Origin of the sequence: Lentimicrobium saccharophilum, from assembly GCF_001192835.1 — a bacterium.
GTDB classification, from domain to species: domain Bacteria; phylum Bacteroidota; class Bacteroidia; order Bacteroidales; family Lentimicrobiaceae; genus Lentimicrobium; species Lentimicrobium saccharophilum.
In genome coordinates, this window is the sequence record NZ_DF968182.1 from 309,799 (window position 1) to 333,903 (window position 24,105).

At 48.5% G+C, this 24,105-nt stretch carries 19 protein-coding genes and 1 tRNA gene; 8 read left to right on the forward strand and 12 right to left on the reverse strand.

Translation table 11 applies throughout. The features are described from left to right. Positions 1-63 precede the first annotated feature (63 nt). On the forward strand, positions 64-1,839 hold the full coding sequence (locus tag TBC1_RS01110; RefSeq protein WP_062037294.1) for an ABC transporter ATP-binding protein: 1,776 nt from the start codon (positions 64-66) through the stop codon (positions 1,837-1,839). 59 nt (positions 1,840-1,898) lie between these two features. Here the strand turns inward: TBC1_RS01110 and TBC1_RS01115 are convergent, their stop codons facing one another. The 3 genes from TBC1_RS01115 to accC form a co-directional block, all read right to left on the reverse strand. Further along, a complete protein-coding gene (locus tag TBC1_RS01115; RefSeq protein WP_062037297.1) occupies positions 1,899-3,437 on the reverse strand; it encodes an acyl-CoA carboxylase subunit beta in 1,539 nt (512 codons plus the stop codon). Positions 3,438-3,671: 234 nt separating this feature from the next. Further along, positions 3,672-4,181: a biotin/lipoyl-containing protein gene (locus TBC1_RS01120; RefSeq protein ID WP_062037300.1), complete on the reverse strand. Its 510-nt coding sequence runs from the start codon at positions 4,179-4,181 to the stop codon at positions 3,672-3,674. A 10-nt stretch (positions 4,182-4,191) separates the two neighbouring features. Then, positions 4,192-5,691, reverse strand: a complete 1,500-nt coding sequence (gene accC, locus TBC1_RS01125) for an acetyl-CoA carboxylase biotin carboxylase subunit (protein WP_062037302.1) — start codon at positions 5,689-5,691, stop codon at positions 4,192-4,194. Positions 5,692-5,961: 270 nt separating this feature from the next. On the opposite strand from accC, the gene TBC1_RS01130 reads away from it, so the two are divergent. Further along, the gene (locus TBC1_RS01130; protein WP_062037305.1) at positions 5,962-6,816 is read left to right on the forward strand and encodes an HAD family hydrolase; all 855 of its coding nucleotides are present in this window, start codon (positions 5,962-5,964) and stop codon (positions 6,814-6,816) included. A 171-nt stretch (positions 6,817-6,987) separates the two neighbouring features. On the opposite strand, the gene TBC1_RS01135 is transcribed toward TBC1_RS01130, so the two are convergent. From TBC1_RS01135 to TBC1_RS01145, 3 genes are all read right to left on the reverse strand, one after another. After that, positions 6,988-7,061 (reverse strand) — tRNA-Arg (locus TBC1_RS01135). A 529-nt stretch (positions 7,062-7,590) separates the two neighbouring features. Next, a complete protein-coding gene (locus tag TBC1_RS01140) occupies positions 7,591-8,328 on the reverse strand; it encodes an Ig-like domain-containing protein (RefSeq protein ID WP_137305348.1) in 738 nt (245 codons plus the stop codon). A 260-nt stretch (positions 8,329-8,588) separates the two neighbouring features. After that, positions 8,589-9,335, reverse strand: coding sequence for an eIF2B alpha/beta/delta subunit family protein (locus tag TBC1_RS01145; protein WP_172668793.1), 747 nt, complete (start codon positions 9,333-9,335; stop codon positions 8,589-8,591). A 264-nt stretch (positions 9,336-9,599) separates the two neighbouring features. Here TBC1_RS01145 and fbaA point away from each other — a divergent pair, with 264 nt between their 5' ends. Continuing rightward, complete coding sequence (gene fbaA, locus TBC1_RS01150) at positions 9,600-10,679, forward strand: class II fructose-bisphosphate aldolase (RefSeq protein WP_062037314.1); 1,080 nt, start codon at positions 9,600-9,602, stop codon at positions 10,677-10,679. Between the two features lie 133 nt (positions 10,680-10,812). Here fbaA and TBC1_RS01155 read toward each other — a convergent pair whose 3' ends face one another. The 3 genes from TBC1_RS01155 to TBC1_RS01165 all read right to left on the reverse strand — a co-directional run bounded on the left by TBC1_RS01155 (position 10,813) and on the right by TBC1_RS01165 (position 13,142). Continuing rightward, positions 10,813-11,664: a universal stress protein gene (locus tag TBC1_RS01155; RefSeq protein ID WP_172668794.1), complete on the reverse strand. Its 852-nt coding sequence runs from the start codon at positions 11,662-11,664 to the stop codon at positions 10,813-10,815. A 200-nt stretch (positions 11,665-11,864) separates the two neighbouring features. Then, positions 11,865-12,284, reverse strand: a complete 420-nt coding sequence (locus TBC1_RS01160) for an SPOR domain-containing protein (protein WP_062037321.1) — start codon at positions 12,282-12,284, stop codon at positions 11,865-11,867. A 6-nt stretch (positions 12,285-12,290) separates the two neighbouring features. Next, positions 12,291-13,142, reverse strand: coding sequence for a universal stress protein (locus TBC1_RS01165; RefSeq protein ID WP_062037323.1), 852 nt, complete (start codon positions 13,140-13,142; stop codon positions 12,291-12,293). A gap of 330 nt (positions 13,143-13,472) precedes the next feature. Here TBC1_RS01165 and ruvB point away from each other — a divergent pair, with 330 nt between their 5' ends. The 4 genes from ruvB (at position 13,473) to TBC1_RS01185 (ending at position 19,796) form a co-directional block, all read left to right on the forward strand. Continuing rightward, a complete protein-coding gene (gene ruvB / locus TBC1_RS01170) occupies positions 13,473-14,495 on the forward strand; it encodes a Holliday junction branch migration DNA helicase RuvB (RefSeq protein ID WP_062037326.1) in 1,023 nt (340 codons plus the stop codon). Positions 14,496-14,677: 182 nt separating this feature from the next. Beyond that, positions 14,678-15,646 (forward strand): tRNA epoxyqueuosine(34) reductase QueG, encoded by a 969-nt coding sequence (gene queG / locus TBC1_RS01175; protein WP_062037329.1) that lies wholly within the window; start codon positions 14,678-14,680, stop codon positions 15,644-15,646. Further along, the gene (locus tag TBC1_RS01180) at positions 15,627-16,883 is read left to right on the forward strand and encodes an arginine deiminase (protein WP_062042622.1); all 1,257 of its coding nucleotides are present in this window, start codon (positions 15,627-15,629) and stop codon (positions 16,881-16,883) included. The genes queG and TBC1_RS01180 overlap by 20 nt, the downstream gene beginning before the upstream one ends. 63 nt (positions 16,884-16,946) lie before the next feature. After that, positions 16,947-19,796, forward strand: a complete 2,850-nt coding sequence (locus TBC1_RS01185) for a M16 family metallopeptidase (RefSeq protein WP_062037333.1) — start codon at positions 16,947-16,949, stop codon at positions 19,794-19,796. Between the two features lie 89 nt (positions 19,797-19,885). On the opposite strand, the gene TBC1_RS01190 is transcribed toward TBC1_RS01185, so the two are convergent. Then, the gene (locus TBC1_RS01190; protein WP_062037336.1) at positions 19,886-20,491 is read right to left on the reverse strand and encodes a hypothetical protein; all 606 of its coding nucleotides are present in this window, start codon (positions 20,489-20,491) and stop codon (positions 19,886-19,888) included. 44 nt (positions 20,492-20,535) lie between these two features. After that, positions 20,536-21,093 carry an AAA family ATPase gene (locus tag TBC1_RS01195; RefSeq protein WP_062037338.1) on the reverse strand — a complete coding sequence of 186 codons (558 nt, stop codon included), beginning with the start codon at positions 21,091-21,093 and terminating at the stop codon, positions 20,536-20,538. A 477-nt stretch (positions 21,094-21,570) separates the two neighbouring features. On the opposite strand from TBC1_RS01195, the gene TBC1_RS01200 reads away from it, so the two are divergent. Further along, the gene (locus TBC1_RS01200; RefSeq protein WP_062036967.1) at positions 21,571-22,749 is read left to right on the forward strand and encodes an IS4 family transposase; all 1,179 of its coding nucleotides are present in this window, start codon (positions 21,571-21,573) and stop codon (positions 22,747-22,749) included. Positions 22,750-22,869: 120 nt separating this feature from the next. Here the strand turns inward: TBC1_RS01200 and hflX are convergent, their stop codons facing one another. After that, positions 22,870-24,054: a GTPase HflX gene (gene hflX / locus TBC1_RS01205; RefSeq protein WP_062037341.1), complete on the reverse strand. Its 1,185-nt coding sequence runs from the start codon at positions 24,052-24,054 to the stop codon at positions 22,870-22,872. Positions 24,055-24,105 lie beyond the last annotated feature (51 nt).

Here is a 24,105-nt window from a genome sequence, read left to right on the forward strand (position 1 = left end):
CGGGCATCCAACTTTCCCCGGAGCTGTTTGTTATAGTGACAATCTTCTGAAACAGCTTCCCCGATGAGCGATGACAACCTGAAACGCAAGATTACCCTGCCAGGCCTGCGCCGGCTTTCCCGATTGTTTCAATACCTTAAGCCTTACAAATGGACGTATGGCCTGGGATTGCTGTTTTTATTCGGATCAAGCGCCACCAGCCTGTTGTTTCCGAAATTGCTGGGCGAGCTGGTTGAATATGGCAATAGCGGGAAACTGGGAGCGGAGATCAACCGGCTGGCGCTGATCCTGGTGCTGGTACTGGTGGCCCAGTCGCTGTTTTCATATTTCAGGATTTATCTTTTTGTGCAGGTGGCTGAGCGGGCGCTGGCCGATCTGCGGCGGCACACCTTCAACCACCTGATCCGGCTGCCCATGAAATTTTTTCAGCAACGCAGGGTGGGTGAACTCAACAGCAGGATCTCTTCAGACATTACTTTGCTCCAGGACGCGCTTACCAGCACGCTGGCTGAATTTATCCGGCAGATCATCATCATCAGCGGTGGTATTGTGCTGATGGCAGTAACTTCAGTCAAACTAACCCTCTTTATGCTGGCTGTGGTCCCGGGGGTTTTTCTCCTTGTCGGTTTTTTTGGCAGGTATATCCGGAAACTGAGCAAAAAAGCACAGGCCCAGGTGGCCGACTCCAACACCATTGTTGAGGAAACCCTGCAGGGGGTGCAAAGTGTGAAAACCTTCACCAACGAGTTTTTTGAGATGAAAAGGTACCGCGACATCACGGAAGATATTGCACAAACCGGCATTAAAAACGGGCGTGTCCGCGGCGCTTTCTCATCCTTTGTCATTCTCGGCATCTTCGGAACCATGGTGGCCGTAATCTGGAAAGGCGCGGCTCTGCTGTCATCCGGCGAAATTACAACCGGTGAACTCTTTTCATTTGTGATTTATACCGTTTTTATCGGAGGTACCATCGGCGGCCTGGCCGATGTTTTTGCCAAGGTGCAGAAGTTTATCGGGGCCACCGAAGACCTGTTCGATATTTTCGGAGAAACCCCCGAACCGGTGGAAGAGGTCAGGGAAATCCCCGCCTCCGGTCATCTCAGGGGCCATATCCGGCTGAATGAAGTCAGTTTTGCTTACCCTTCGCGCACCGATGTAAATGTCATCGATCGCATCAGCGCGGAGATCAGGCCGGGTTCGCTGGTTGCCCTGGTAGGCCCGAGCGGTGCCGGAAAATCAACGTTGGTAAACCTGCTCCTCCGTTTATATAATCCGGTTTCCGGCCATATTCTGTTCGATGGCCAGGAAGCAGAAAAGATCCCTCTTTCAGTGCTCCGGGCGCAGATGGCCGTGGTGCCCCAGGATATCTTTCTTTTCGGGGGAAGCATCCGCGAGAACATTGCCTACGGGCGACTCGATGCATCGGCTGAAATGGTAGAGGAAGCCGCCCGCAGGGCCAACGCCTGGGAGTTTATCTCAAAATTCCCTCAGGGGCCCGATACCCTGGTGGGAGAAAGGGGCACACAGCTTTCGGGCGGACAGCGGCAACGCATCGCCATAGCGAGGGCGGTACTGAAAGATCCGCGCATCCTCATTCTTGATGAGGCCACCTCTTCGCTGGACTCAGAAAGTGAACGCCTGGTTCAGGATGCATTGGAGAAACTGATGGAAGGCCGGACCTCCATTGTGATTGCCCACCGGCTGTCAACCATCCGGAAAGCCGATCTGATCCTGGTAATGGATCAGGGCCGCATCGTGGAAAAAGGAACCCATGAAGAACTCCTCAGATCAGCGGACGGGTTATACCGCGGCCTGAGCGAGCTGCAGTACAAATCATGAGTCTGCAAGGAAATCTCTTTTTGCTGATAAAAAAGTCCTGAATTATTTTTTCCTTTGATTTACAATGGAATATTTCCATGTTTGCGCGGCGGATTGTTCTTGCGTTTGTTTGAACACATCTCCAGTGCCTGTATCAGCTTCCGGCGGGTATGTTTGGGATAGATAATCTCATCGATATAACCCTGTTCGGCTGCCTTGTAAGGGCTGGCAAAAACATCCCGGTAATCCTTCACGGCTTTGGCTTTGTCATCATCGGTGAGCTTGTCGCGGAAGATGATGTTGACCGCCCCTTCGGCTCCCATCACGGCAATTTCGGCCGTAGGCCAGGCGTAGTTCACATCGGCGCCGATGTGTTTGCTCGACATCACATCATAAGCTCCGCCATAAGCTTTGCGGGTAATCACCGTAATTTTCGCGACGGTCGCTTCGGCAAAGGCATACAGCAATTTTGCCCCATGCTTGATGATGCCACCGAACTCCTGCGAAGTTCCCGGCAGGAAGCCCGGTACATCCACGAAGGTGATGAGCGGAATATTGAAGGCATCGCAGAAACGCACAAAGCGCGCTGCTTTTACCGAGCTGTTGATGTCGAGTACCCCGGCCAGAAAGGCCGGCTGATTGGCCACAATACCGACCGGCTTGCCATTGAGGCGGCCGAACCCGGTAATCATGTTCTGCGCGTAATGCGGCATAATCTGCATGAAATTGCCATCATCTACCACGCTGTGGATGATTTCAGTCATGTCGTAGGGCTTGTTGGGGTCAAATGGTACGATATCCTGCAGTTTTTCTTCTTCGCGGTTGGGGTCGTCGGTGGTTTTCATCACAGGAGGTTCCTCCATGTTGTTGGATGGCAGAAAACTCATCAGTTCGCGGATCATCATCATGGCCTGTTCTTCATCTTCGGCCATCAGGTGCGCCACCCCGCTTTTTGCATTGTGCGTCATGGCGCCGCCCAGCTCGTCTTTGGTCACTTCTTCATGGGTTACCGCTTTGATCACATCCGGTCCGGTTACGAACATATAGCTCGAGTCTTTGGTCATCAGGATAAAATCGGTGATGGCCGGGCTGTAGACAGCCCCTCCGGCGCAGGCGCCGAGAATGGCCGAGATTTGCGGAATAACCCCGCTGCTCATCACATTGCGGTAAAAAATATCGGCATACCCGGCCAGGCTTTCCACCCCTTCCTGAATTCTGGCACCGCCTGAATCGTTCAGGCCGATAACGGGAGCGCCCATCTTAAGCGCCAGATCCATAATTTTGATCACCTTGTCGGCATTGGCCCGGCTCAGGGTGCCGCCAAAAACGGTGAAATCCTGGGCAAACACATAGACCAGCCTTCCGTCAATTTTACCGTGACCGCTTACCACGCCGTCACCCGGAATCAGGGTTTTCTCCATATCGAAATCGCGGGCACGGTGCACCACGAAACGGTCGAATTCGACAAAAGTGCCCGGATCAAGCAGCATCTCTATCCGCTCGCGGGCGGTCTTACGGCCCGTCTTATGAAGTTTGTCAATGCGCTCCTGGCCACCGCCCAGTTCTGCCTGACGGTTACGCTCTTCGAGCCTGCGGTAAATTTCATCCAGATTTGACATATTCTATTTTGGATTTCAGATTTCAGATTTCGGATTTTTAAGGCTGAGGTCATCCTTCGGCTTCGCTCAGCAACCAAGGTTGAGGTTGATGTGTTTATTTTAGAAATTAGAAATTAGAAATTAGAAATTTCCTTCCCTTTCTCTTCTTCAAACCCGTGAAAACCGCTCCTTACTTAGTGAGACCCGTCCCCCGTCCCGGTCCCTGAGCGGAGTCGAAGGGCCGTCCCTCGTCCCTTATTCAACCACCACCAGCACCTTGTTGGCCTCCACCGTATCGCCTTCGGAAACATGAATCGATTTAACGGTTCCTGCCGATTTGGATTTGAATTCGCTTTCCATCTTCATGGCCGAAACGATGATCAGGGTTTGACCTGCTTCCACCTGATCGCCAGCTTTCACAGGAATCTTCACAATCTTACCGGGCATGGGGGATATGATGGTATTTCCGCTTTCCCCGTGATCGCCGCTTGAACGGCTCATACGGTAACGGGTTTGCGCATCTATCACTTCCACCTGATAGGAGTTGTGGAAAGAATTCACCGTATAATGTCGGGGCGACCCGGCATCAATCATTTCAATGTTATACGATTTTCCTTTGTAAAGCACCGAATAGAGGCCTTCGCCCACCTTCAGGGCGTCAACCTGGTAGATTTCATCATCCACCTGCAGGGTGATCAGGTTGCCTTCGCGTTTCAGTTCGGTAACCCTGGCATTCCGTCCTTCAATATTGATTTCAACTGACATAGAACCGGTTTTAGATATATGCATGGCGTTGCGGATCCTTCCAACGGCTGACAGGCTTGTTCACTTTCTCTGTTAATTGAACCTGCTGCAGCCGCGAAGTATATTCAAGATAGGCGGAGATCAGGGCGATATCTTCACAAACCCCGTCGCAATCGGGTTTCCCGAAAAGGAATTCACTGTTCTCTTCAATAAAGTGCGTATTGTATTTGCCTGACCTGAAGGCTTCGGCCTCCATGATTTTTGCCAGAAACGGAATGGATGTTTTCACCCCGGTAATCTTGTATTCTTCGAGGGCCCTGCTCATCCTGTTGATGGCCTCCTTCCGGTTCCCGGCCCATACGATCAGTTTGGAGATCATGGGGTCATAGTAAATGGGAATGGTATAACCTTCGTAAACATATCCGTCATGACGGACGCCAAGACCCAGCGGCTCGGAAATATGCCGGATGGTTCCCGGACTGGGCATAAAGTTGCGGTCAGGATCCTCGGCATAGATACGGCATTCAATTGCATGGCCGTTTTGTTTCAACTCTTCCTGCCTGAAAGGCAATTCAAAACCATTGGCGATGTTGATCATTTCCTTTACAAGGTCAACGCCGACCACACGCTCCGTGATGGGATGCTCCACCTGCAGGCGGGTGTTCATTTCGAGAAAGTAATAATTCAGTTGGTCGTCAACAATGAATTCAATGGTACCTGCGCCGTGATAATTACAGGCTTTTGCCGCGGCTACGGCATGGGCGCCCATCTCGGCCCGCACTTCAGGAGTAAGCAGGGGGGAGGGGGTTTCTTCCACCACCTTCTGATGCCTGCGCTGAACCGAGCACTCACGCTCGAAAAGGTGAACGGCGTTGCCGTGCTTATCGGCCAGTATCTGGAATTCAATATGGTGAGGCGATTCAATATATTTTTCGATGTAAACGGCATCGTCACCAAAAGCGGTTTTTGCTTCGGAACGGGCGCCGCGGAGCGCACTCTCAATGTCTTCCTCCCTTTTTACCAGCCGCATCCCTTTTCCGCCTCCGCCGGCCGAGGCTTTGATCATCACCGGCAGGCCGATTTCCCGGATGGTTTTCAGGGCTTCGTTATAATCGGTAATCATTTCAACGGTACCGGGTACAACGGGTACCCCGGCGGCAATCATGGTCTTCCGCGCCGTAATCTTGTCTCCCATCTGGCGGATGGCATCCGGACCCGGACCGATAAATTCAATGCCTTCCTTGCTGCAACGCTCTGAAAAAGCCGCGTTCTCGGAGAGAAAACCATAGCCCGGATGAATGGCATCAGCATTGGCTTTTCTGGCTGCCTCAATGATGCGGTCAATGTTCAGGTAACTCTCTGCTGAAGGAGCCGGACCAATGGGATAGGCTTCATCGGCGTACCTTACATGCATGGCTGCACGGTCGGCTTCCGAATATACGGCAACGGTTGAAATGCCCATTTCACGACATGAACGCATAATGCGGAAGGCAATTTCGCCGCGGTTGGCAACAAGAACTTTTTTAATCATAAATAACCGTTAGTGACTGAAAATGAACCGAAAGCATTGAAAATCAATACTTCAAATGCATGATTGCTGACGTTGACCCATTATTAACGCTTTATTAACAAAAAGTTCAGCGTATTGTTTAGGCGACAGGATTTTAGGTTGGCTGACTGCAGATGATCAGGCATTTTCAGGATTAACCCGGGATATTATTATGAAGCGTTTTTGAACAAGCCTTGCGCTGTAAATGACAAGTTAGATTCAGCTAAATTTGCAGAAACGAAAGGTCCGATTATGTCAACCAAGCCCATCACCATCGCCATAGCCTACGATTTCGACGGCACCCTGGCTCCCGGCAATATGCAGGAGCATACTTTTCTTCCATCTCTAAAGATCCCTGCCGCTGAATTCTGGGCCCATGCCAACCAGATTGCAAAGGATAACGATATGGACGAGATCCTGGCATACATGCAGCTTTCGCTGGATGAAGCCCGGCGCCGCGACCTGCCCATCCGTCGCAGCGACTTCGAACAGTATGGAAGCGGTATCACCTTTTTCAAAGGGGTGGAATCCTGGTTCGGCCGCATCAATGCCTATGCCGCTGAGCTGGGGGTGAAAGCGGAGCACTACATCATTTCATCCGGGTTGCGCGAATTCATCAGCGGAACGCCCATCGCGAAACATTTTACCAATATCTATGCTTCGGGCTATCGCTACGATGCCAACGGGGTGGCCGTATGGCCGGCCCTGGCCATTAATTACACCAACAAAACCCAGTACCTTTTCAGGATCAACAAAGGCATCAGCAACTCCTTCGACAATACGCTGATCAATAAATACCTTCCGGAGGAAGAACGCCCCGTACCGTTCAGGCAGATGATCTATATCGGCGACGGCGAAACCGACGTGCCGGCCATGAAAATGATCAAATACCAGGGCGGGACGGCAATCGCCGTGTATAATCCCGGAATTAAGTCGACCAGGGACAAGCCCTCGCCCCGCCGGAACTGCGAAAACCTGATACGGCAAAACCGGGCCAGCTATATCGCCCCGGCCGACTATACCGAAGGCAGTCCCCTCGACCGCCTGATCAGGCTGGTGATCGGAAAAATAAAGACTGAAGTTGAACTGAAGGGTTTTACGCTGTAGATTTAATTAGCGCCGGATTTCTTTAATACCGGCCGCTGAGCGGCAACTGCATTGTCCCGGGTGTCTCCGGATCATCTGCTGTAATTCATTCTTTATAAGCCAACCGCCCTGTTCCGCTCCGCAGGAAAAAGCTGAAATGCAAAAAGCCACTGTTAAGTGGCTTTTAAGGTGTGACCCCGACAGGATTCAAACCTGTGACTTTCAGAACCGGAATCTGACGTTCTATTCAGCTGAACTACGGGGCCGTTGAGGGCTGCAAAATTACAACATTTATCAGAAAAGTACAAATGCAGAAATCAGTTGTTCAGAAATTGATTTTTAGTTATTTCCTTATTTAAATATGCAGGAGTTTTTGTTGAATTTTGTAATGCACAAGTGCTGTTTCATTCAATTTAACATAATTGCACCGGATTTCACAAAGATTCTGATACTTCTCCGTGTTTCTCCGTGAAACCTCGGTGTGCTCTGTGTAACTATTTATTTCACAGAGGTTCACAGAGTGTTAGTTTCTTCTCCGTGTTTCTCCGTGATGCCCCGGTGTGCTCCGTGTAACTGTATATTTCACAGATTTCAAACGATTTATATGGAAGGGTATTAACTCCTGATCAGTATGATTATTTATTATTGTTAAAATATTTAGTTTTTTACATCCCTATAGCTTTCCCTGTGCATTTTCCTTCAGGTGTTTTCCAGGCCTCCGGCAAATGTCAGGGTTGCAGGTAATAAAAAAACCGGATTGCAGGAACCCGGTTTTTAATTGGTACAGCGCAGCATTTACTTATTGAGCTTCGGACTCATGGCGCTTTTGGCGATAATATACATATCCACCGTACAGTTGAAAGTCTGCCCCTGGGCAACCTGGAATTCCGTAAGCTGCGGACTGCCTAAACCGCCGGAACCATACCAGCCTACATAGTCACCCGATGTCCATGTGGCACTGTTGTCGATGTCTTTCCATACATCCAGGTAATAGTTACCAGGATTAACATTTGTAAGGGTAAACGAAACTGTTGCACCGGCTCCTGTAACAGCGCCGTATTTGATGGGTTGGTTGTACAGCCAGTTGTCATAGGAAGTGTAGAGACTGACCTTGGCGTTCGACAGATCGCCTGACACCCCGGCCGGGAAGCGGGCCGTGCCGGTAACCTGGGTTACGGCCGGAAGAACGGTCAGGGCGCCGTTACCGGTTGCAGATCCGCCTTTGCCATCGGTAACCGTAACCGTTACAGAGTGGGCGCCTTCGGCCGAAGGAGCAGTCCAGGATACACTGGCACCACTGCCGGTTATGGCCCCCCCGGTGACTACATAGGAGTATGTCAGCGGATCATTGTCGGGGTCCGTTGCCACTACGGTGACGGATGCAATGCCATTGGCATTGACACTCGGAGGATTAACAGTGACGCTGGATACTGTCGGGTTTTTGTTTGAATCATCCTTCTTGTCGCAGGATTGCAATCCGGCTGCAATAAGAAGGGCAAGAAAAAGAATCATGGGTAAATGTTTCATTTTCATTGAGGTGGGATTTAGGTTAGTACTTGGTTTATAGGAATGCCAAACTTGTTTAAACCGGGGCAGAACAATAAAATTTTTTACGCTGGAAAGTAAGGAAGAGACAATAGAGTAATGGCAGGGTCAATTATATCTATACAAATATAGCGTATTTTAAGAAAAAGTCAATATGTACAGGCTTAAAAAAGTCTTGAATCAAGCCTGAATTCAATGTTACAGAAATCAATTCCTGAAAGCGGCGGGTGTGATAATTTTTATGCTGTTTATTTTTTTGTCAGGTCCCACCAGGTATCTTCAAAGAAGTAGGCGCTGACAAGATCTTTTGGCGTGAATTCGAAATAGTAGTTAACCGGAGTGATGGCATGGGGGGCGTTTTGCCATAATTCACCCGAAGGTTCTTCCGGTTCAAAAATAGCTTTGATGCGGCTTTTAAAATCGACTGGCGACCTTTTCCTTGAATCGCAGATCACATAGAACGGTTTGCCGGCCTCGCGACATACCAGGGCCAGCGGATAGGTGCCTATTTTATTGGTGAATCCGTCTTCAAACACATTGTCGGCGCCCATTACGGCAAAGTCGATTTCATGAATAAACCTGCCAATGGCCGCTTCGTTGATAAAATGGACCTTACAGCCAAAGTCGCTCAATACCCTGGCCTGAAGCTTGCCCTCATATACCGGGCCCGACATTGTCTGGTAAACGGAGGGAAAAATATTGTGGGTAGCCAGATGCTCAAAAAGGATATGGATACTGGAACTGTTGCTGTGTAAAAGTATCTTCTTCCCCTGAAAACCAATCAGGCGCTCCATTCTTTCGGCCGCCTGCCCGATGCTTTCACTCCAGATCTGGGTATAGGTACTGATAAAGCGCGTAATCCGGGCAACCGTCTTTTCCTGTGTCCAGGATTCGCCGTCGGCCTGATCCAGCAGATCGTAAAACTGCTGCATGAAATGGTGGAGTACCGCCAGGTCGGGGAAATGGTTGATCACCTTGTCAAGATTCGTTCTCAAAAAGTTATGATCTATATCTGCTCCGTTGATATAAGTCTGTATACTCTTTATGATTTTTTCCAGAATTGCCGCTGAGCCGGAATAGTTATCCGACAGGAGTTCCCGAATTTTCAGTTGGAATGACATTTTACTTAACGATCTGAATAACAAGGAAAAAAAGAAATACCGAAGCAGACTATTATGCGTAGCTGAAAGGTGTTTATGTCAAAATTGATTACCTTTGCAAAAGTAAACCATTCAGTTCAAATTAACCCATTTATTAAGATGTCAGAACGAATTTTCGATAAGGTGAAACCCGGCGTCGTTACCGGTAATGATGTTCAGGAAGTCTTCAGGATTGCTAAGGCAAACGGTTTTGCCATGCCGGCAGTGAATGTGGTAGGCACCGATTCGGTGAACGCGGTGATGCAGGCTGCGAAAGAAGTAAATGCGCCTGTAATTATTCAGTTTTCTAATGGTGGCGCGCACTTTTACGCAGGCAAATTTCTGAGCAACGAAGGCGAACGTGCGGCCATTGCAGGAGCAGTAAGCGGAGCCAGGCACGTGCACATGCTGGCCGAAGCCTATGGAGTGCCGGTGATTCTGCATACCGACCATGCAGCGAAGAAATTACTCCCGTGGATTGACGGGCTGCTCGATGCCGGAGAGAAGTTTTATGCCGAAACCGGGAAACCGCTTTTCAGTTCACACATGCTTGACCTGTCGGAGGAAAGCCTGCAGGAAAATATTGAAATCTGCAGTAAATATCTGGCCCGCATGAGTAAAATGGGCATGACCCTGGAAATTGAACTCGGGGTAACCGGCGGAGAGGAAGACGGGGTAGACAACACCGGTGTTGACAGTTCGAAGCTTTACACCCAGCCCGAAGATGTGGCTTATGCTTATGAAGCGCTGATGAAGGTGAGCGACCGTTTTACCATTGCTGCGTCATTTGGTAATGTTCACGGGGTTTACAAGCCCGGTAATGTCAAATTGCAGCCGGTCATTCTGAAGAATTCACAGGATTACATCCAAAAGAAATTCAATACAACCGACAAGCCGGTGAATTTTGTATTCCACGGCGGTTCGGGATCCAGCCGCGAAGAGATCCGTGAAGCCATCTCCTATGGTGTGATCAAGATGAACATTGATACTGACACCCAGTGGGCTACCTGGGAAGGGGTTATGAATTACTACAAGAAAAATGAGGGCTACCTTCAGGGCCAGATCGGTAATCCGGAAGGTGACGACAAGCCCAACAAAAAGTATTACGATCCGCGAAAATGGCTTAATGAAGCCCAGAAATCGATGATCGCCCGGTTGAAGGTTGCATTTGAAGACCTGAACTGCAAGGACAGAAATTAGTGCTGTCCGGTAGTAGAAATGAAGCAGCCCCGGGTTTTGTTCCGGGGCTGTTTTGCTTCTGGCAGGTTTCTTAATGGCTTTGACCGCGTTTTCAGGTTCAGACGAAAAGTGCCACGGTTTTATTTTTCGCTTATTAATATCCCATCGAAATCAGAATTTCCTTGGGGTGTATGCTGAGCACCGGGATGGGCGAGTGGTGCACCATCTGTTGTGCATAAGGCCCCAGCCAGAGGTTGGATGCGGACTTTTCCTGTTCAGTCATGATGGAGAGCAGGTTGGCATCGGATTGCTTGGCGTATTCCATAATAGTGGTGGCAATGTTATCGGCCTCCAGTTCTACAATAAAATGTTTTACCCCGTGCTCTTTGAGGTATTTGGCAGATTGCTTGGCATAGCTCATCACCGTACCCCTTACATTTTCGATGTTTGTGGTATATACTGCCAGGATATGAACTTCAGCATCGAACATCTTTGCCAGATCGGCTGTAAACGGGACTTTTTGTCTGGTTTCCATGGTGCTGTCCATCGGCAGCACAATTTTTTTCAATTCCCGCTCAACATGGATTCCTGCCCTGATGGTAATCACCGGGCAGGGGGCTGCGGAAACAATACGGTTGGCATTGCTTCCGATCCATAACTCCTCGAATCCTGATGATCCGTGGGTGCCGGCAACAATCAGCCATGCATCAGACTCTTTTGCCTGATTTACCACTTCACGGTAAACCTTTCCTTCCCGGATAATGTAGTCAATTCTGGATTTTGGAAGGTCTTTTTCATATTTGTTGATCAGCCGTGTAAACTGGTGTTCCACTTCTTCAAGCAGGTCATCAGAAAGATCTGACGAAAGGATGGTTTTGGTCGTGTTGGGATTGTTAACCCATAGCATCAGTAAATTCGACTCTGATTTTGCGGCTATGCTGATTGCATGCTCAAGGGCATTGATGGAACAATCAGAAAAATCGATGGCGGAGATGATGGTTTTCATGGCGGGTTGGATTACGGTCATGCTAAAATATGAAATATTTACAAATATTGCAAAAGTCCCGGAAAATCTTCAATGAATCTGACTTGTACAAGCCGGCCTTATTAAAAGTTAACTCTGAAAGTGGGCAATCCTGTTTGATGCAAAAATATAATAATCAGTGGAATATTAATCTGAACACGCAAATCGGTGGATGATCAGATTTATTCACTGCTGGCTGGCACAGCCAGGGGAGGCGGATTTATTTTATCGCTTACCGTAAATGCGTTGGGATAATCCGCCTTTATATTTTGAAGAAAACCTTCTGCTTCGAGCCTGGTCCTGAAATCACCCACCCTTACGCGATAGTAGGGTTCTTTAAATGACAAATAGGCTTTAACTTCGTGATAACGGGATGAAAAGCGGTTAAGTGCATCGGTTGCCCTTCGTTTTGAATTGGTTCCCGAATCGAAGAAAATCTGTATTCTCCACCCGTCAAGCGTACTCTGATGCCTGTTGAGGTATTTGTGCTTTTCAATCAGCAGGTCGATGCGCTCGTCCCCGATAATCTGAACACGCCCCTGCTGGGCAAAAGCAATAGACCCCCACAGGGTGAATGAAGCAATTAAGATAATAAACCGCATGAATGATTAACGCGTTGAGATCGAGTATATTTCTTTTGGCTGAATACTGAGTACGGGCACGGGCGAGTGATTGACCATTTGCTGGGCATAGGGACCAAGCAGAATGTTCGATGCGGTTGTTTCCTGTTCGGTCATGATGGCGATCAGGTCGGCATTCACTTTACGGGCATATTCGATGGAAATATTGGTGATATTGTCAGCCTGCAGGCTCTCGATATAATGGTTGATCCCCGCATCCGTCATATATTTCTGCACCTGGCGGGCGTAATTGTCAACTTTTCGCTGAACTGCCTTGATAGAGGTGGAATATAAAGCCAGAATATGAATATCAGCATTGAATAATTTTGCCAGTTCTACGGTAAAAGGAACTTTCTGACGGGTGTCAAGGGTACTGTCGATGGGCAAAACGATACTTTTAATGCCTTCCGGACCAATATTGAAATCGTACCTGACGGTAATAACAGGACATGGCGCATACGAAACAATCCGGTAGGCATTGCTGCCGATCCAGAATTCCTCATAACCGGTGACCCCGTGGGTGCCGGCAATGATCAGGGAAGCGTCGTTATATTTAGCCTGATTGGCAATTTCCTGGTAAACCTTCCCTTTGCGGAGCTTGTAAGATAATTTGCCATGTTTGAGCTGCCCTTTTTTCGACTTCATGATCTCTTCCATGTTCCTGATGGCTTCCTCACGAAACTCATTCACTTCCGCCGAAAAGGCAAAGTCCTGGTTCGTATGGCTGTCAACCCAGACCATCATGACGTTACTTTTTACATGGTTGGCGAAAGCAATGGCATAATCGAGGGCATGCAGTGAGCCCTTCGAGAAATCAATGGCAACAACTATCTCTTTCATGGCATGTTGGGATTGAAATGACCGGCACTGTTATCTGGGGCTAAGATATGGATTTTTATTGGAATGAAATCTGCACTGATTATCAAAATAATTCAAACCTGAACAGCGCTTCAGCAAAAAACGCGGAAATCCGATAATGATTTGGCGCGATAAACGGGAAATCCCGAGGCATCATTGCGATCCTGATTTTGCGGCATTCTTTATGTCATCTCTTTGGTTATCAACCGGATGTTGCTCATGAACTTTATTTTCCCCTGAAGATAACTTAAACAGTGGCCGGGATCAATATACATTTATTCTTTACCTTTGTCATTCTCTTAAAAACAGATGATGAACACTAACCTGGATGCCACTGCTGAACACCTGAGCGCTGCAGAGCGTGAAATAGAAAAGGTGCTTCGTCCCGGTGACTTTGCCGACTTCTCGGGACAGCCCGGGGTAGTGGAGAATCTCAGGGTTTTTGTGCAGGCTGCCAGGTTGCGGGGAGAGTCCCTTGATCATGTGTTGCTCCATGGCCCCCCCGGACTGGGGAAAACCACCCTTTCGCACATCATCGCCAACGAAATGGGCGTCAACATCCGCATCACTTCGGGGCCGGTACTCGACAAACCCGGCGACCTTGCCGGATTACTCACCAATCTGGAGCCGAATGATGTACTGTTCATTGATGAAATTCACCGGCTGAGTCCGGTGGTGGAAGAGTATCTGTATTCGGCCATGGAGGATTTCCGGATTGATATTATGATTGAAACCGGTCCCAATGCCCGCAGTGTGCAGATACAACTCAGCCCTTTCACCCTGGTTGGCGCCACCACCCGCTCGGGATTACTCACCGCCCCCCTGCGGTCACGTTTCGGCATCAATGCCAGGCTTTCCTATTACGATGCTGCAACCCTGGAAAAAATTATCATGCGGTCGTGCGGAATTCTGAAGGTTGATATCTCTCCGGATGCGGCTTCCGAGATCGCGCGCCGGAGCAGGGGAACACCCCGCATTGCCAATCTGCTGCTGCGCAGGGTACGCGATTTTGCCCAGATCAAGGGGAATGGTTCCATTGATCTGAAAATTGCGCAATTTGCCTTGTCGGCATTGCTGGTCGATAAAAACGGGCTGGATGAAATGGATAACCGGATCCTGGCGACCATCATCGACAAGTTCCGCGGGGGCCCGGTCGGGCTTACAACCATAGCTACCGCCGTGGGCGAAGATCCGGGTACCATCGAAGAGGTATATGAACCTTTCCTGATTCAGGAAGGTTATCTTATGCGCACCCCCCGCGGCAGGGAGGCAACCCCCATGGCATATTCCCACCTGGGGAAGATTAAACCGGGCAATCAGGCTGAATTATTCTGATCCGGCCGGGTTTTCAGCGATTGCTGTTCCGGGGTGATGCTGAATAAACGGGGATTTGTCTGAAAATCGCTTTTAAAGAATGGTTAAGCTGCAGGTTGGCGCGGCATTGCTGACTGTTTATTTTACATGTTATTGTTAGTTAATGTTTTTGCGTGGATATTGCTTTTCATCAGCCGGAAGATATGAACCTCAGGACCGAACTTACGCAACTGATCAAAACCAGAGCCGGGGAGCTGGGCTTCTCGTTCTGTGGCATCAGCCGGGCCAGGCGACTGGATGAGGAAGCGTCGCGTCTGGAGCAGTGGCTGAAAGAAGGCCGGCACGGAAAAATGGCTTATATGGAAAACCATTTCGACAAAAGGCTCGATCCGCGCCTGCTGGTGGATGGCGCCCGTTCGGTGGTTTCATTGCTGATAAATTATTATCCATCCGCAGCGGAAAAGTATACTTCTCCCCTGAAAGTATCGAAGTACGCGTGGGGCGCCGACTATCACACGGTTATCAGGGAAAAGTTGTACGTGTTGACCGGGCTGCTGCAGGAGAAGGCGGGAGAATTTAATTTCAGGGTTTTCACCGATTCGGCTCCGGTGCTCGACAGGGCCTGGGCGGTAAATGCCGGCCTGGGCTGGATTGGTAACAATACCATGATGATTACCCGCCGCCATGGCTCCTTTTTCTTTATTGCCGAGATCATTACCGATCTGGAATTTGACTATGACCAGCCCTTTGGCGGGAACTACTGCGGCGACTGTACCCGCTGCATCGATGCCTGCCCTACGGGAGCAATTATCGGGCCCCGGCAGCTGGACGCTTCCAGATGTATTTCATACCTTAATATTGAGCTGAAGGATGAAATTCCTGCTGAATTTAACGGAAAGGTCAATGACTGGATCTTCGGATGCGATATTTGTCAGGACGTTTGTCCCTGGAACCGGTTTTCGCTGGCCAATACAGAAGTACAGTTCAGCCCGGCGGGCGAATGGGTGGAATGGAGCCGCGATGCCTGGGAGCATCTGGAGAAACCAGTATTCGGAAGCGTATTTGGTAAATCAGCGCTGAAGCGGGCAGGTTTTAAGAAACTGAAAAACAATGTTACCTTTGCCGGTCATTCTTTCATTGATGAATCAGGATATGGAAAAGACAGCGATTGAGATCAATTCGGAAATCGGGACGCTGGAGGGGGTTATTATTCACTCTCCGGGGAGCGAAGTGGAAAATATGACGCCCAACATGGTTCAGCGGGCGCTCTACAGCGACATCCTGAACCTTACCGTGGCCGGAAAGGAATACAGCCAGTTCAGAGGCGTGCTTGAAAAATATACAACGGTTTATGAAGTGCGAAACCTCCTGTGCCGGATTCTGGAAAACGAAAAAGTGAAGTCGGGTCTGGTCAGCAGGATTGCTGATCATGAAAGGGTGGACACCCTGCGCGATGAACTGCTTGAAATGGATGCTGTTACCCTTACTTCTGCGCTGATTGAAGGAGTTGAACTCAGGCGCGACAACCTGTCCCGTTTTCTCAGCAAGGAGCGTTTTGAGCTGGAACCCCTGCACAATTTCTTTTATACACGCGATGCCTCCATTTCAATCGGTGATCAGGTTTTTATCAGCAAGATGGCCAGCCGTGTGCGCGACAGGGAATCGATGATCATGGAAGCCATTTTCGATTATCATCCCGCTTTCTCCACGCAAACGGTCAATCCCCTGTCGAGCAGGCACCTCTGCAAGGACTTCAGTTTCGAAGGCGGTGATTTTCTGGTTGCCCGTGAAGACATCGTACTGGTAGGTACCGGATCACGCACAACCCCCAAAGCCATTGATTTTTTGGTTGACCATTACAAGGCTGAAGGCAAGACAAGGCACATCATTGTGCAGGAGCTGCCTTACGAGCCGGAATCGTTTATCCATCTTGACATGGTGTTTACCTTTCTCGACAAGGATACCTGCATGATATATGAACCGCTCATCATGCATTCGAGCAGGTTTCTTACCATTCATATCACCATTGACAACGGCAAAGTAAAGATCGCTGAGGAGTTGAATATCCCCGCAGCCCTGCGCGGCCTGGGTATGGACATCAGGACCATTAACTGCGGCGGCGCTGATGATGTGGTCATGCAGGAGCGCGAACAATGGCACAGCGGGGCCAATTTCTTTGCCCTGGGTCCCGGCAAAGTAATGGGCTACGGCAGAAATATTTATACCCTTGAAGAGATGGACAAGCATGGTTTTGCTGTGCTCAAGGCGAAGGATGTGATCGCCGGAAAGGCTGACATGCATGATTACGAAAAATGTGTCATCGCCATCGAAGGTGCTGAATTGTCGCGGGGTGGCGGTGGTTGCCGCTGCATGACCATGCCGGTTCGCAGGGCGCCCGTGGAGTGGTAAGCCTTCAATGAATGTTGAAGAATTGTCACGCAAGTGAAAAATGAGAATCTTAAAGTCTGTTCTATGAAACGACTATCCAAACTTTTAACCATGACAATACTGACAGGCCTGATGATCAACGGAAACATAAGCACTGAAGCCCAGACAGGGGCCACCGGCGAATTTCGCGTTGATTTTGAGAAGTACAGGCTCGACAACGGCCTGGAAGTAGTTTTACACCAGGATCATAGTGATCCGATTGTGGCTGTAGCCATCCTGTATCACGTGGGATCCAGCCGCGAAAGGACCGGAAAGACCGGGTTTGCACATTTCTTTGAGCACATGCTTTTCCAGAATTCTGAAAATGTAGGGAAAGGCGAGTTCTTCCGTAAGATTGACGATCTGGGCGGAACCTTCAACGGCGGAACCTGGAACGACGGAACCGTTTATTACGAGGTGGTTCCAAAAGATGCCCTCGAAAAAATCCTGTGGATGGAAAGCGACCGTATGGGATTTCTGATCAACACGGTGACCCGGCTCGCCCTGGAACGTGAAAAGGATATTGTAATCAACGAGAAACGCCAGCGGGTTGATAACCAGCCATACGGACATACCGGTTATGTGATTGACAAAAACCTGTATGGCGATGGTCATCCCTATTCCTGGCAGGTGATCGGATCGATGGACGATATCAGGGCTGCCACCCTCGATGATGTCCGTGAGTTTTATGATAAATTCTATGGGGTAAACAACGCCACCATGGTGATTGCCGGAGACTTTGATGCTGCAGAGGTCAGGCAGTTGATAGACAAGTATTTTGGTGAGTTTAAAGCCCGCACAAAGCCGGAGCCATTCCGCCCTATGCCTGCCAGGCTTACTGAAACCGTGAAGTTTTTTCACGAGGACAACTTCGCCAAACTGCCGGAGCTTAACATGATTTTCCCAACGGTGGAAAATTATCATCCGGATGCCTATGCCCTGGAAATTCTCGCCGACCTTCTGGCGGACGGCAAGAAGGCCCCCTTGTATAAAGAGGTTGTTGAAAAGAGAAAACTGGCGCCAAGATTGTCAGTCTATAATAATCCGATGGAGCTTGCCGGCAAGTTCAATATCACCGTGAGGGCCTTTGAAGGGGTGAACCTGAACGACGTTTATGATGCCCTGATAGAAGGCTTCAGGCAATTCGAACTGAACGGTTTCACCGAAAGTGACCTTCAGCGCATCAAAAACCTGCGCGAAACGGCTTTCTACAACAGCATTTCGAGCCTGCTGGGAAAATCATTCCAGTTGTCGCAGGCCAACGTTTTCGGAGGTGATCCGTCACGTATGATGGAAGAAGTCAGATTACTGAACGCGGTGACCATGAGCGATGTGCTCCGGGTTTATGAGAAATATGTGAAAGATGGAAAGTTCCTTGCTACCAGCTTTGTCCCCAGGGGCAAGCCTGAACTCGCCCTCGCCGGTTCACAAAGGGCTGAAGTAGTTGAAGAAGCCATTGAAAACACCGGATCTCAGGCTGCCGGTATGGAAGAGACAGAGGAAGATTATCCGCGCACGCCAACCACTTTCGACCGTACGGTTGAACCCCCGCTCGGCCCGGCCCCGCTCTTGAAAACGCCTGATGTTTATACACTTTCAATGGCCAATGGCCTGAAAATTTATGGAATTGAAAGCACCGAGCTTCCGCTGGTACAATTCAGCATACGGATCAAGGGCGGGCAGTTGCTCGATAGTCCTGATAAACCCGGCGTTGCCAGGCTTGTTGCCGAAATGCTGATGGAAGGTACGTGCAACCGAACCCCCGAAGAACTTGAAGAGGCCATTGGTCAGCTGGGCGCTACCATCAACGTGAATGCATCGGCTGAATTTATTACGATAACGGCTAATTGCCTGGTGAGGAACTATGATGCTGTTCGCGAACTTGTTGAGGAAATCCTGCTGGAACCCCGCTGGGACGTGGCAGAATTCGATCGCATCAAACAGGCGACCTATGGTATTATTGCCCAGCGCAATGCCAATCCCAACGCAATTGCCGGAAATGTTTTCTATAAGAAGTTATATGGTGATGCCCATGTGCTTGGCCGTCCCATCACAGGAACGGTGGAGTCAGTGAAGAATATCACGCTTGACGACCTGAAGGATTATTATAACCGGAATTTCACCCCTTCACTCGCAAGTGTGCATATTGCCGGCGACCTGAAGCGCGACCGCGCCCTGGAATCCCTCAGCCACCTGGGTTCTGCATGGGCTGACCGGGAGGTAAAACTTCCCCTCAATACCCTTCCTGCGAAGTCAGGAACACCCAGACTCTATTTTGTGGATGTTCCGGATGCCAAACAATCGGTGATCATGATCGGGTCGCTTGCCATGCAACGCAATGATCCTGAATTTTTCCCCGCAACTTTTGTGAATTATAAACTTGGTGATGGGTCAGGTTCTAAGTTGTTTGGTGTACTCAGGCTCGAAAAAGGCTACACTTACGGAGCCTATTCATTCTTTATGCCCAGGGTGGTGAACGGCCCGTTTGTCGCCAGTTCCAGCGTGCAATCCATGTATACGCTTGAATCGGTGAACCTTTTCAGGGAAATACTTGGTTCGTATGGCAAAGAATACAGTGCAGGTGATCTTGAGGTTACCCGCAATGCCATGATCAGGGGCAATGCCGGCAAATTTGAAACCATCAACAGCCTGATGGGGATGCTACAGGAAATCAGCACCTTCGATCTTCCGGTCGATTATGTGAAGCAAGAAGAAGCCGTAGCCGGAAAGATCACCCTTGATGAGGCGAAGTCGATCTATGAGCGCTATATTCAGCCTGAAAAAATGGTTTATGTGGTGGTGGGCGATGCCCGCACCCAGCTGGACCGGTTGAAAGAAGCAGGTCTCGGCGAACCTTTGCTGGTTGACATCGAAGGCAACCCGGTGAAATTATAGAATTGCAGGGATTATCTGTTATAAGCGCACGGCAGTCCGGAAAAAGGGGCCGTGCGTTTTATTTTTAACACAGAAAATTTTCGTGATTCTCAGATAGTCCCGTCCGGGGCCATGTCTTGTTTTTTGCGGCGATCGGTATAGTACATCAGTCCCATCAGTAATAATATACTGACCACTGCCCTGAGGGTATAGATCAGGGCAAGTTCTCCGTCAACGGATAGGAGCGCGAGCAGCGCAGTGAGCAGCATCCCGCCCCAGATCAGGTAGCTTTCATGATTTTCTCCCTTACGCAGCATGCGGTTTACAACCGGAAAGTAGGCAATTACAAGGATGCCCTGTACCAGCAGATTGGTAATCAGGTGATTTTGGGTTATTACCCAGAATGCAATGATCAGGGTCACCGCGCCGAGGCAAAACAGATCAAAACGGTTAAAGCGGGTGGTATGGTCGCCGAACAATAATATGGAAACAGTCACCGCACTTACAAAGACCAGGTCGGTGGTGTTGAGCACATTATCCCAAATACTGTGAGAATCTTCCCTGATGTATGTAAACAGGCTCATACCGACAGCCAGGGTGAAGAATACCCACATGGCCAGTGATGGCCTGATTTTGTTTTTGGAAATCAGCCGGTAATAATATACTGCGAGCGTCAGGTTCAGGGCCGAAACTGCAAAAACAGAGAATAATTTCATCCGGTAAGTATAACGTTTGATGGATTACAGACCTGCCGGCCTGTCTATTTGCAGATCTGATCCAGCACCGCGGCTACCTGTGCTTCAAGATCGGCGATTGTCTGATCATTGCTGAATACAAAATCAGCCATTTTTATACATCGGTAAAGGTTCTGATGATTGGGGTCTTCAGAGGTCATTTCTCGTGCCTCGTTGGCCCGGAAGGTTTCATAGTCGATCCGGTCTGTTTCCGAATTACGGGTGGTAATACGGGTATAGCGGGTATAAGGGTCGGCATCCACCGCAAAAAGATAAAAACTGCCTTTTGCTTTGAGTGAAAGCACTTCACCCGGGGTACGGATGCTTTCAATTACACAATTTTTACCGGTTAGCCTGGCTTCTTCAAAAAGACAGTCAACAATATAACTGGGAGAATGGGCGGCACGCAACTCATTGGCAACAATCACCATACTATCGCGGTTAACGGGCATACCCCGCTTTTCAATTTCACGGCTGATAAAACCCCTTACCGAGAAATGTACAAAACCCCGCTCCCTGATCAGGTAATCCACTATGGTGCCCTTTCCTGCACCCAGGGTGCCCGTTATGCCTATGATGATCATAATAAAAACAGCTTGATTGGTGGTACAAAGGTATGAATTGGAGGGAATGATCTGAGATAAAGTGAGGTTGAGGTTATGTTTCGGCTGGTTTCGGCTGGTTTCGGCTGGTCTCGGCTGGTCTCGGCTACGCTCGACCACCATCGCTCGACCACCGTCGCCCGACCACCGTTGCCCGACCACCGTCGCTCAACCACCATCGCTCACCACAAGTTGCTCAGCAGTAAAGGTTAAGGCTTTGATTTATGAAAATTAGAAATTAGAAATTAGGAGTGTTCAAAACATCAAACGACATTTCAAAAAGTTCTTTGGCATCATGAAAATCAAAGGTTTTTAACAAAACAAGGTATTGTAATTAACAGTGATGTCTTTGTTTGTCTGAAAATAGCTGGTTATCAACAAAATATGTTTGCCACTGTTGGCAAAAACTCTCTATAATCAAGACAATCAACTTGTTAAGGACTTATATTTGTTCCTGCAATGGGAACAGATTGTAAGCAGGGTATAAAAGTCCAAGACTTACTCAAGCTTATACCTGATGACTTGTTGGCTGATTTGAGTTCAGAAACCAACGTTGATTATCAGGTAAAAAAGCTTTATGGCAGGAATGTCTTTAGCCTTTTACTGTTTGGACTGATAGAAAGCGATCGTCTTGGTCTCAGGTCGCTAGAGGATTTTTATAACTCCACCCATTACAAGGTGCTGTTTAATATTCCAAATAAAAACACAACCAAATATAACTCTCTATCTGCTCGTCTTGCAACTATGAATGTTGACTTTTTTCGAAAGGCCTATGAAGCTATATACGAGCAATGTTCTCAACTCTACGATGAAAACGATCTGGCTTTGAATTACAAATTATCCAGAGTTGATTCAACAATGGTTTGTCAGACAGCTGCTAAACTGGAAAATGGGATCCATGTTGGCTGTAAGAAAGATGGTAAAAAGCAGATTAAATATACTGTTTGTCTGACCGATATGTTTCCTAGTAGTGTTGAGGTTTTTAATCAGCAATGCCATATCAGCGAAAACCTCACCATTCCTAAGGCGATATTCAGGGTGATTGACAAGAACAAAGACAATGTCTTTGTTTTTGATCGGGGAGTATCTGACCGACAAACTTTCTGTAAGTTGGACCAGGAAGAATACACTTTTGTTACAAGACTGAAATCAGATGCAAGATTTATTGCTCTGGAAGATTTTGAGATAAGTCAAGACCAAAAAGTAAGAAATCTTACAATCCTTAAAGATCAACGTGTTTACTTATATAAGAGTGGAACATCAGTAGTTGAGCATTCTTTTAGACTTGTACAGGCAATAAATGATAAGGGATATCCTTACTTCTTTCTTACCAATATGTTCTCTATCCCAGCCAAAGACATAATAACAATTTATAAATCAAGGTGGGATATTGAGGTCTTTTTCAGATTCATTAAGCAGGAATTGAACTTTTCCCACTTCATCAGTGTGAATGAAAACGGAATTAAGATCCTCTTGTACATGACCCTTATTCTCTCCATGCTGATTCTGATCTATAAAAAGATTAATGGATTGGGGTATAAAACAGCTAAAAGAAGGTTCATGATCGAAATGTGGGATATCATCGCCATAATTATGATCAAACATAGTGGAGGTGATCCAAGTCTCGTCTTCAGGTGAAAAGCTATACCTTTGATTTTCAATACGTCAATGAACTCGTGATTCTTTTGTTCTTTTTATTTGTGGTTTTGAACACTCCTAATTAGAAATTAGAAATTAACCTTTCCTTCTCTTTCTCACTCAATACAACAACCTGTTATAGGGATACCTGACTATATGTATATCGTGAACGGTTTTGTAGAGCGCGTTTTTAAATTCTTCGAGGTGGAGTTTTTTTGTCGCGGAGATAAATTGGGCCGGGCTGTTTACTTTGGCGATCCAGGTGCGTTTGAGTTCATCAAGGGTAATATTTTCGCGGGTTGCAGGGCTCAGGTCGGTTTCGTCTTTTTCTACAAAGGTATACGCATCCACCTTGTTAAAAACCATCATCACCGGTTTGTCGCCGGCTTTGATTTCTGAAAGGGTCTGATTAACCACCGCTATCTGGTCTTCAAAGCCCGGATGCGAGATATCCACCACATGCAGCAGCAGGTCGGCCTCCCGCAATTCATCAAGGGTTGATTTGAATGATTCTACCAGCCCGTGCGGGAGTTTGCGAATAAATCCGACGGTGTCGGTCAGCAGGAATGGCAGGTTGTCGATCACCACTTTGCGTACCGTGGTGTCGAGGGTGGCGAAAAGCTTGTTTTCGGCAAACACATCCGACTTGCTCAACAGGTTCATCAGCGTGGATTTACCTACGTTGGTATAGCCGATCAGGGCAACCCTCACCAGCCTTTCGCGTCCCGAACGTTGGGTGATTTTCTGCTTGTCGATGTCTTTCAGTTTTTCCTTCAGCAGGGCGATTTTATCACGGATAATCCGGCGGTCGGTTTCAATCTCCTTCTCACCCGGGCCGCGCATGCCGATACCTCCGCGTTGCTTTTCGAGGTGGGTCCACATCCGTGAAAGGCGCGGCAGCAGGTACTGGTACTGGGCAAGCTCAACCTGGGTGCGGGCTGTGGCGGTGCGCGCCCGGCGGGCAAATATGTCAAGAATCAGCGTGGTACGGTCAAGCACCTTACACTGCAGTTCTTTTTCGATGTTTCTGAGCTGCGACGGACTCAATTCATCATCAAAAACAACGGTTCCCACATTTTCCACCGTAATAAACGCTTTGATTTCATCCAGCTTTCCCGATCCTACAAAAGTGCGGGTATCGGGTTTCTCCAGCTTCTGGATAAAGCGTTTCACGGCCGTTCCGCCCGCAGTTTCAAACAGAAATTCCAGTTCGTCAAGGGTTTCATGCACCCTCGCTTCATCCTGTCGAAAGGTAATCAATCCGACAAGTACAGCTGTTTCAGTAATATGAGTGATTTCGATCATGCAGTGGTTTTAGCGGGTGCAAAGATAATGGAATTGTGCGCATTACATAAA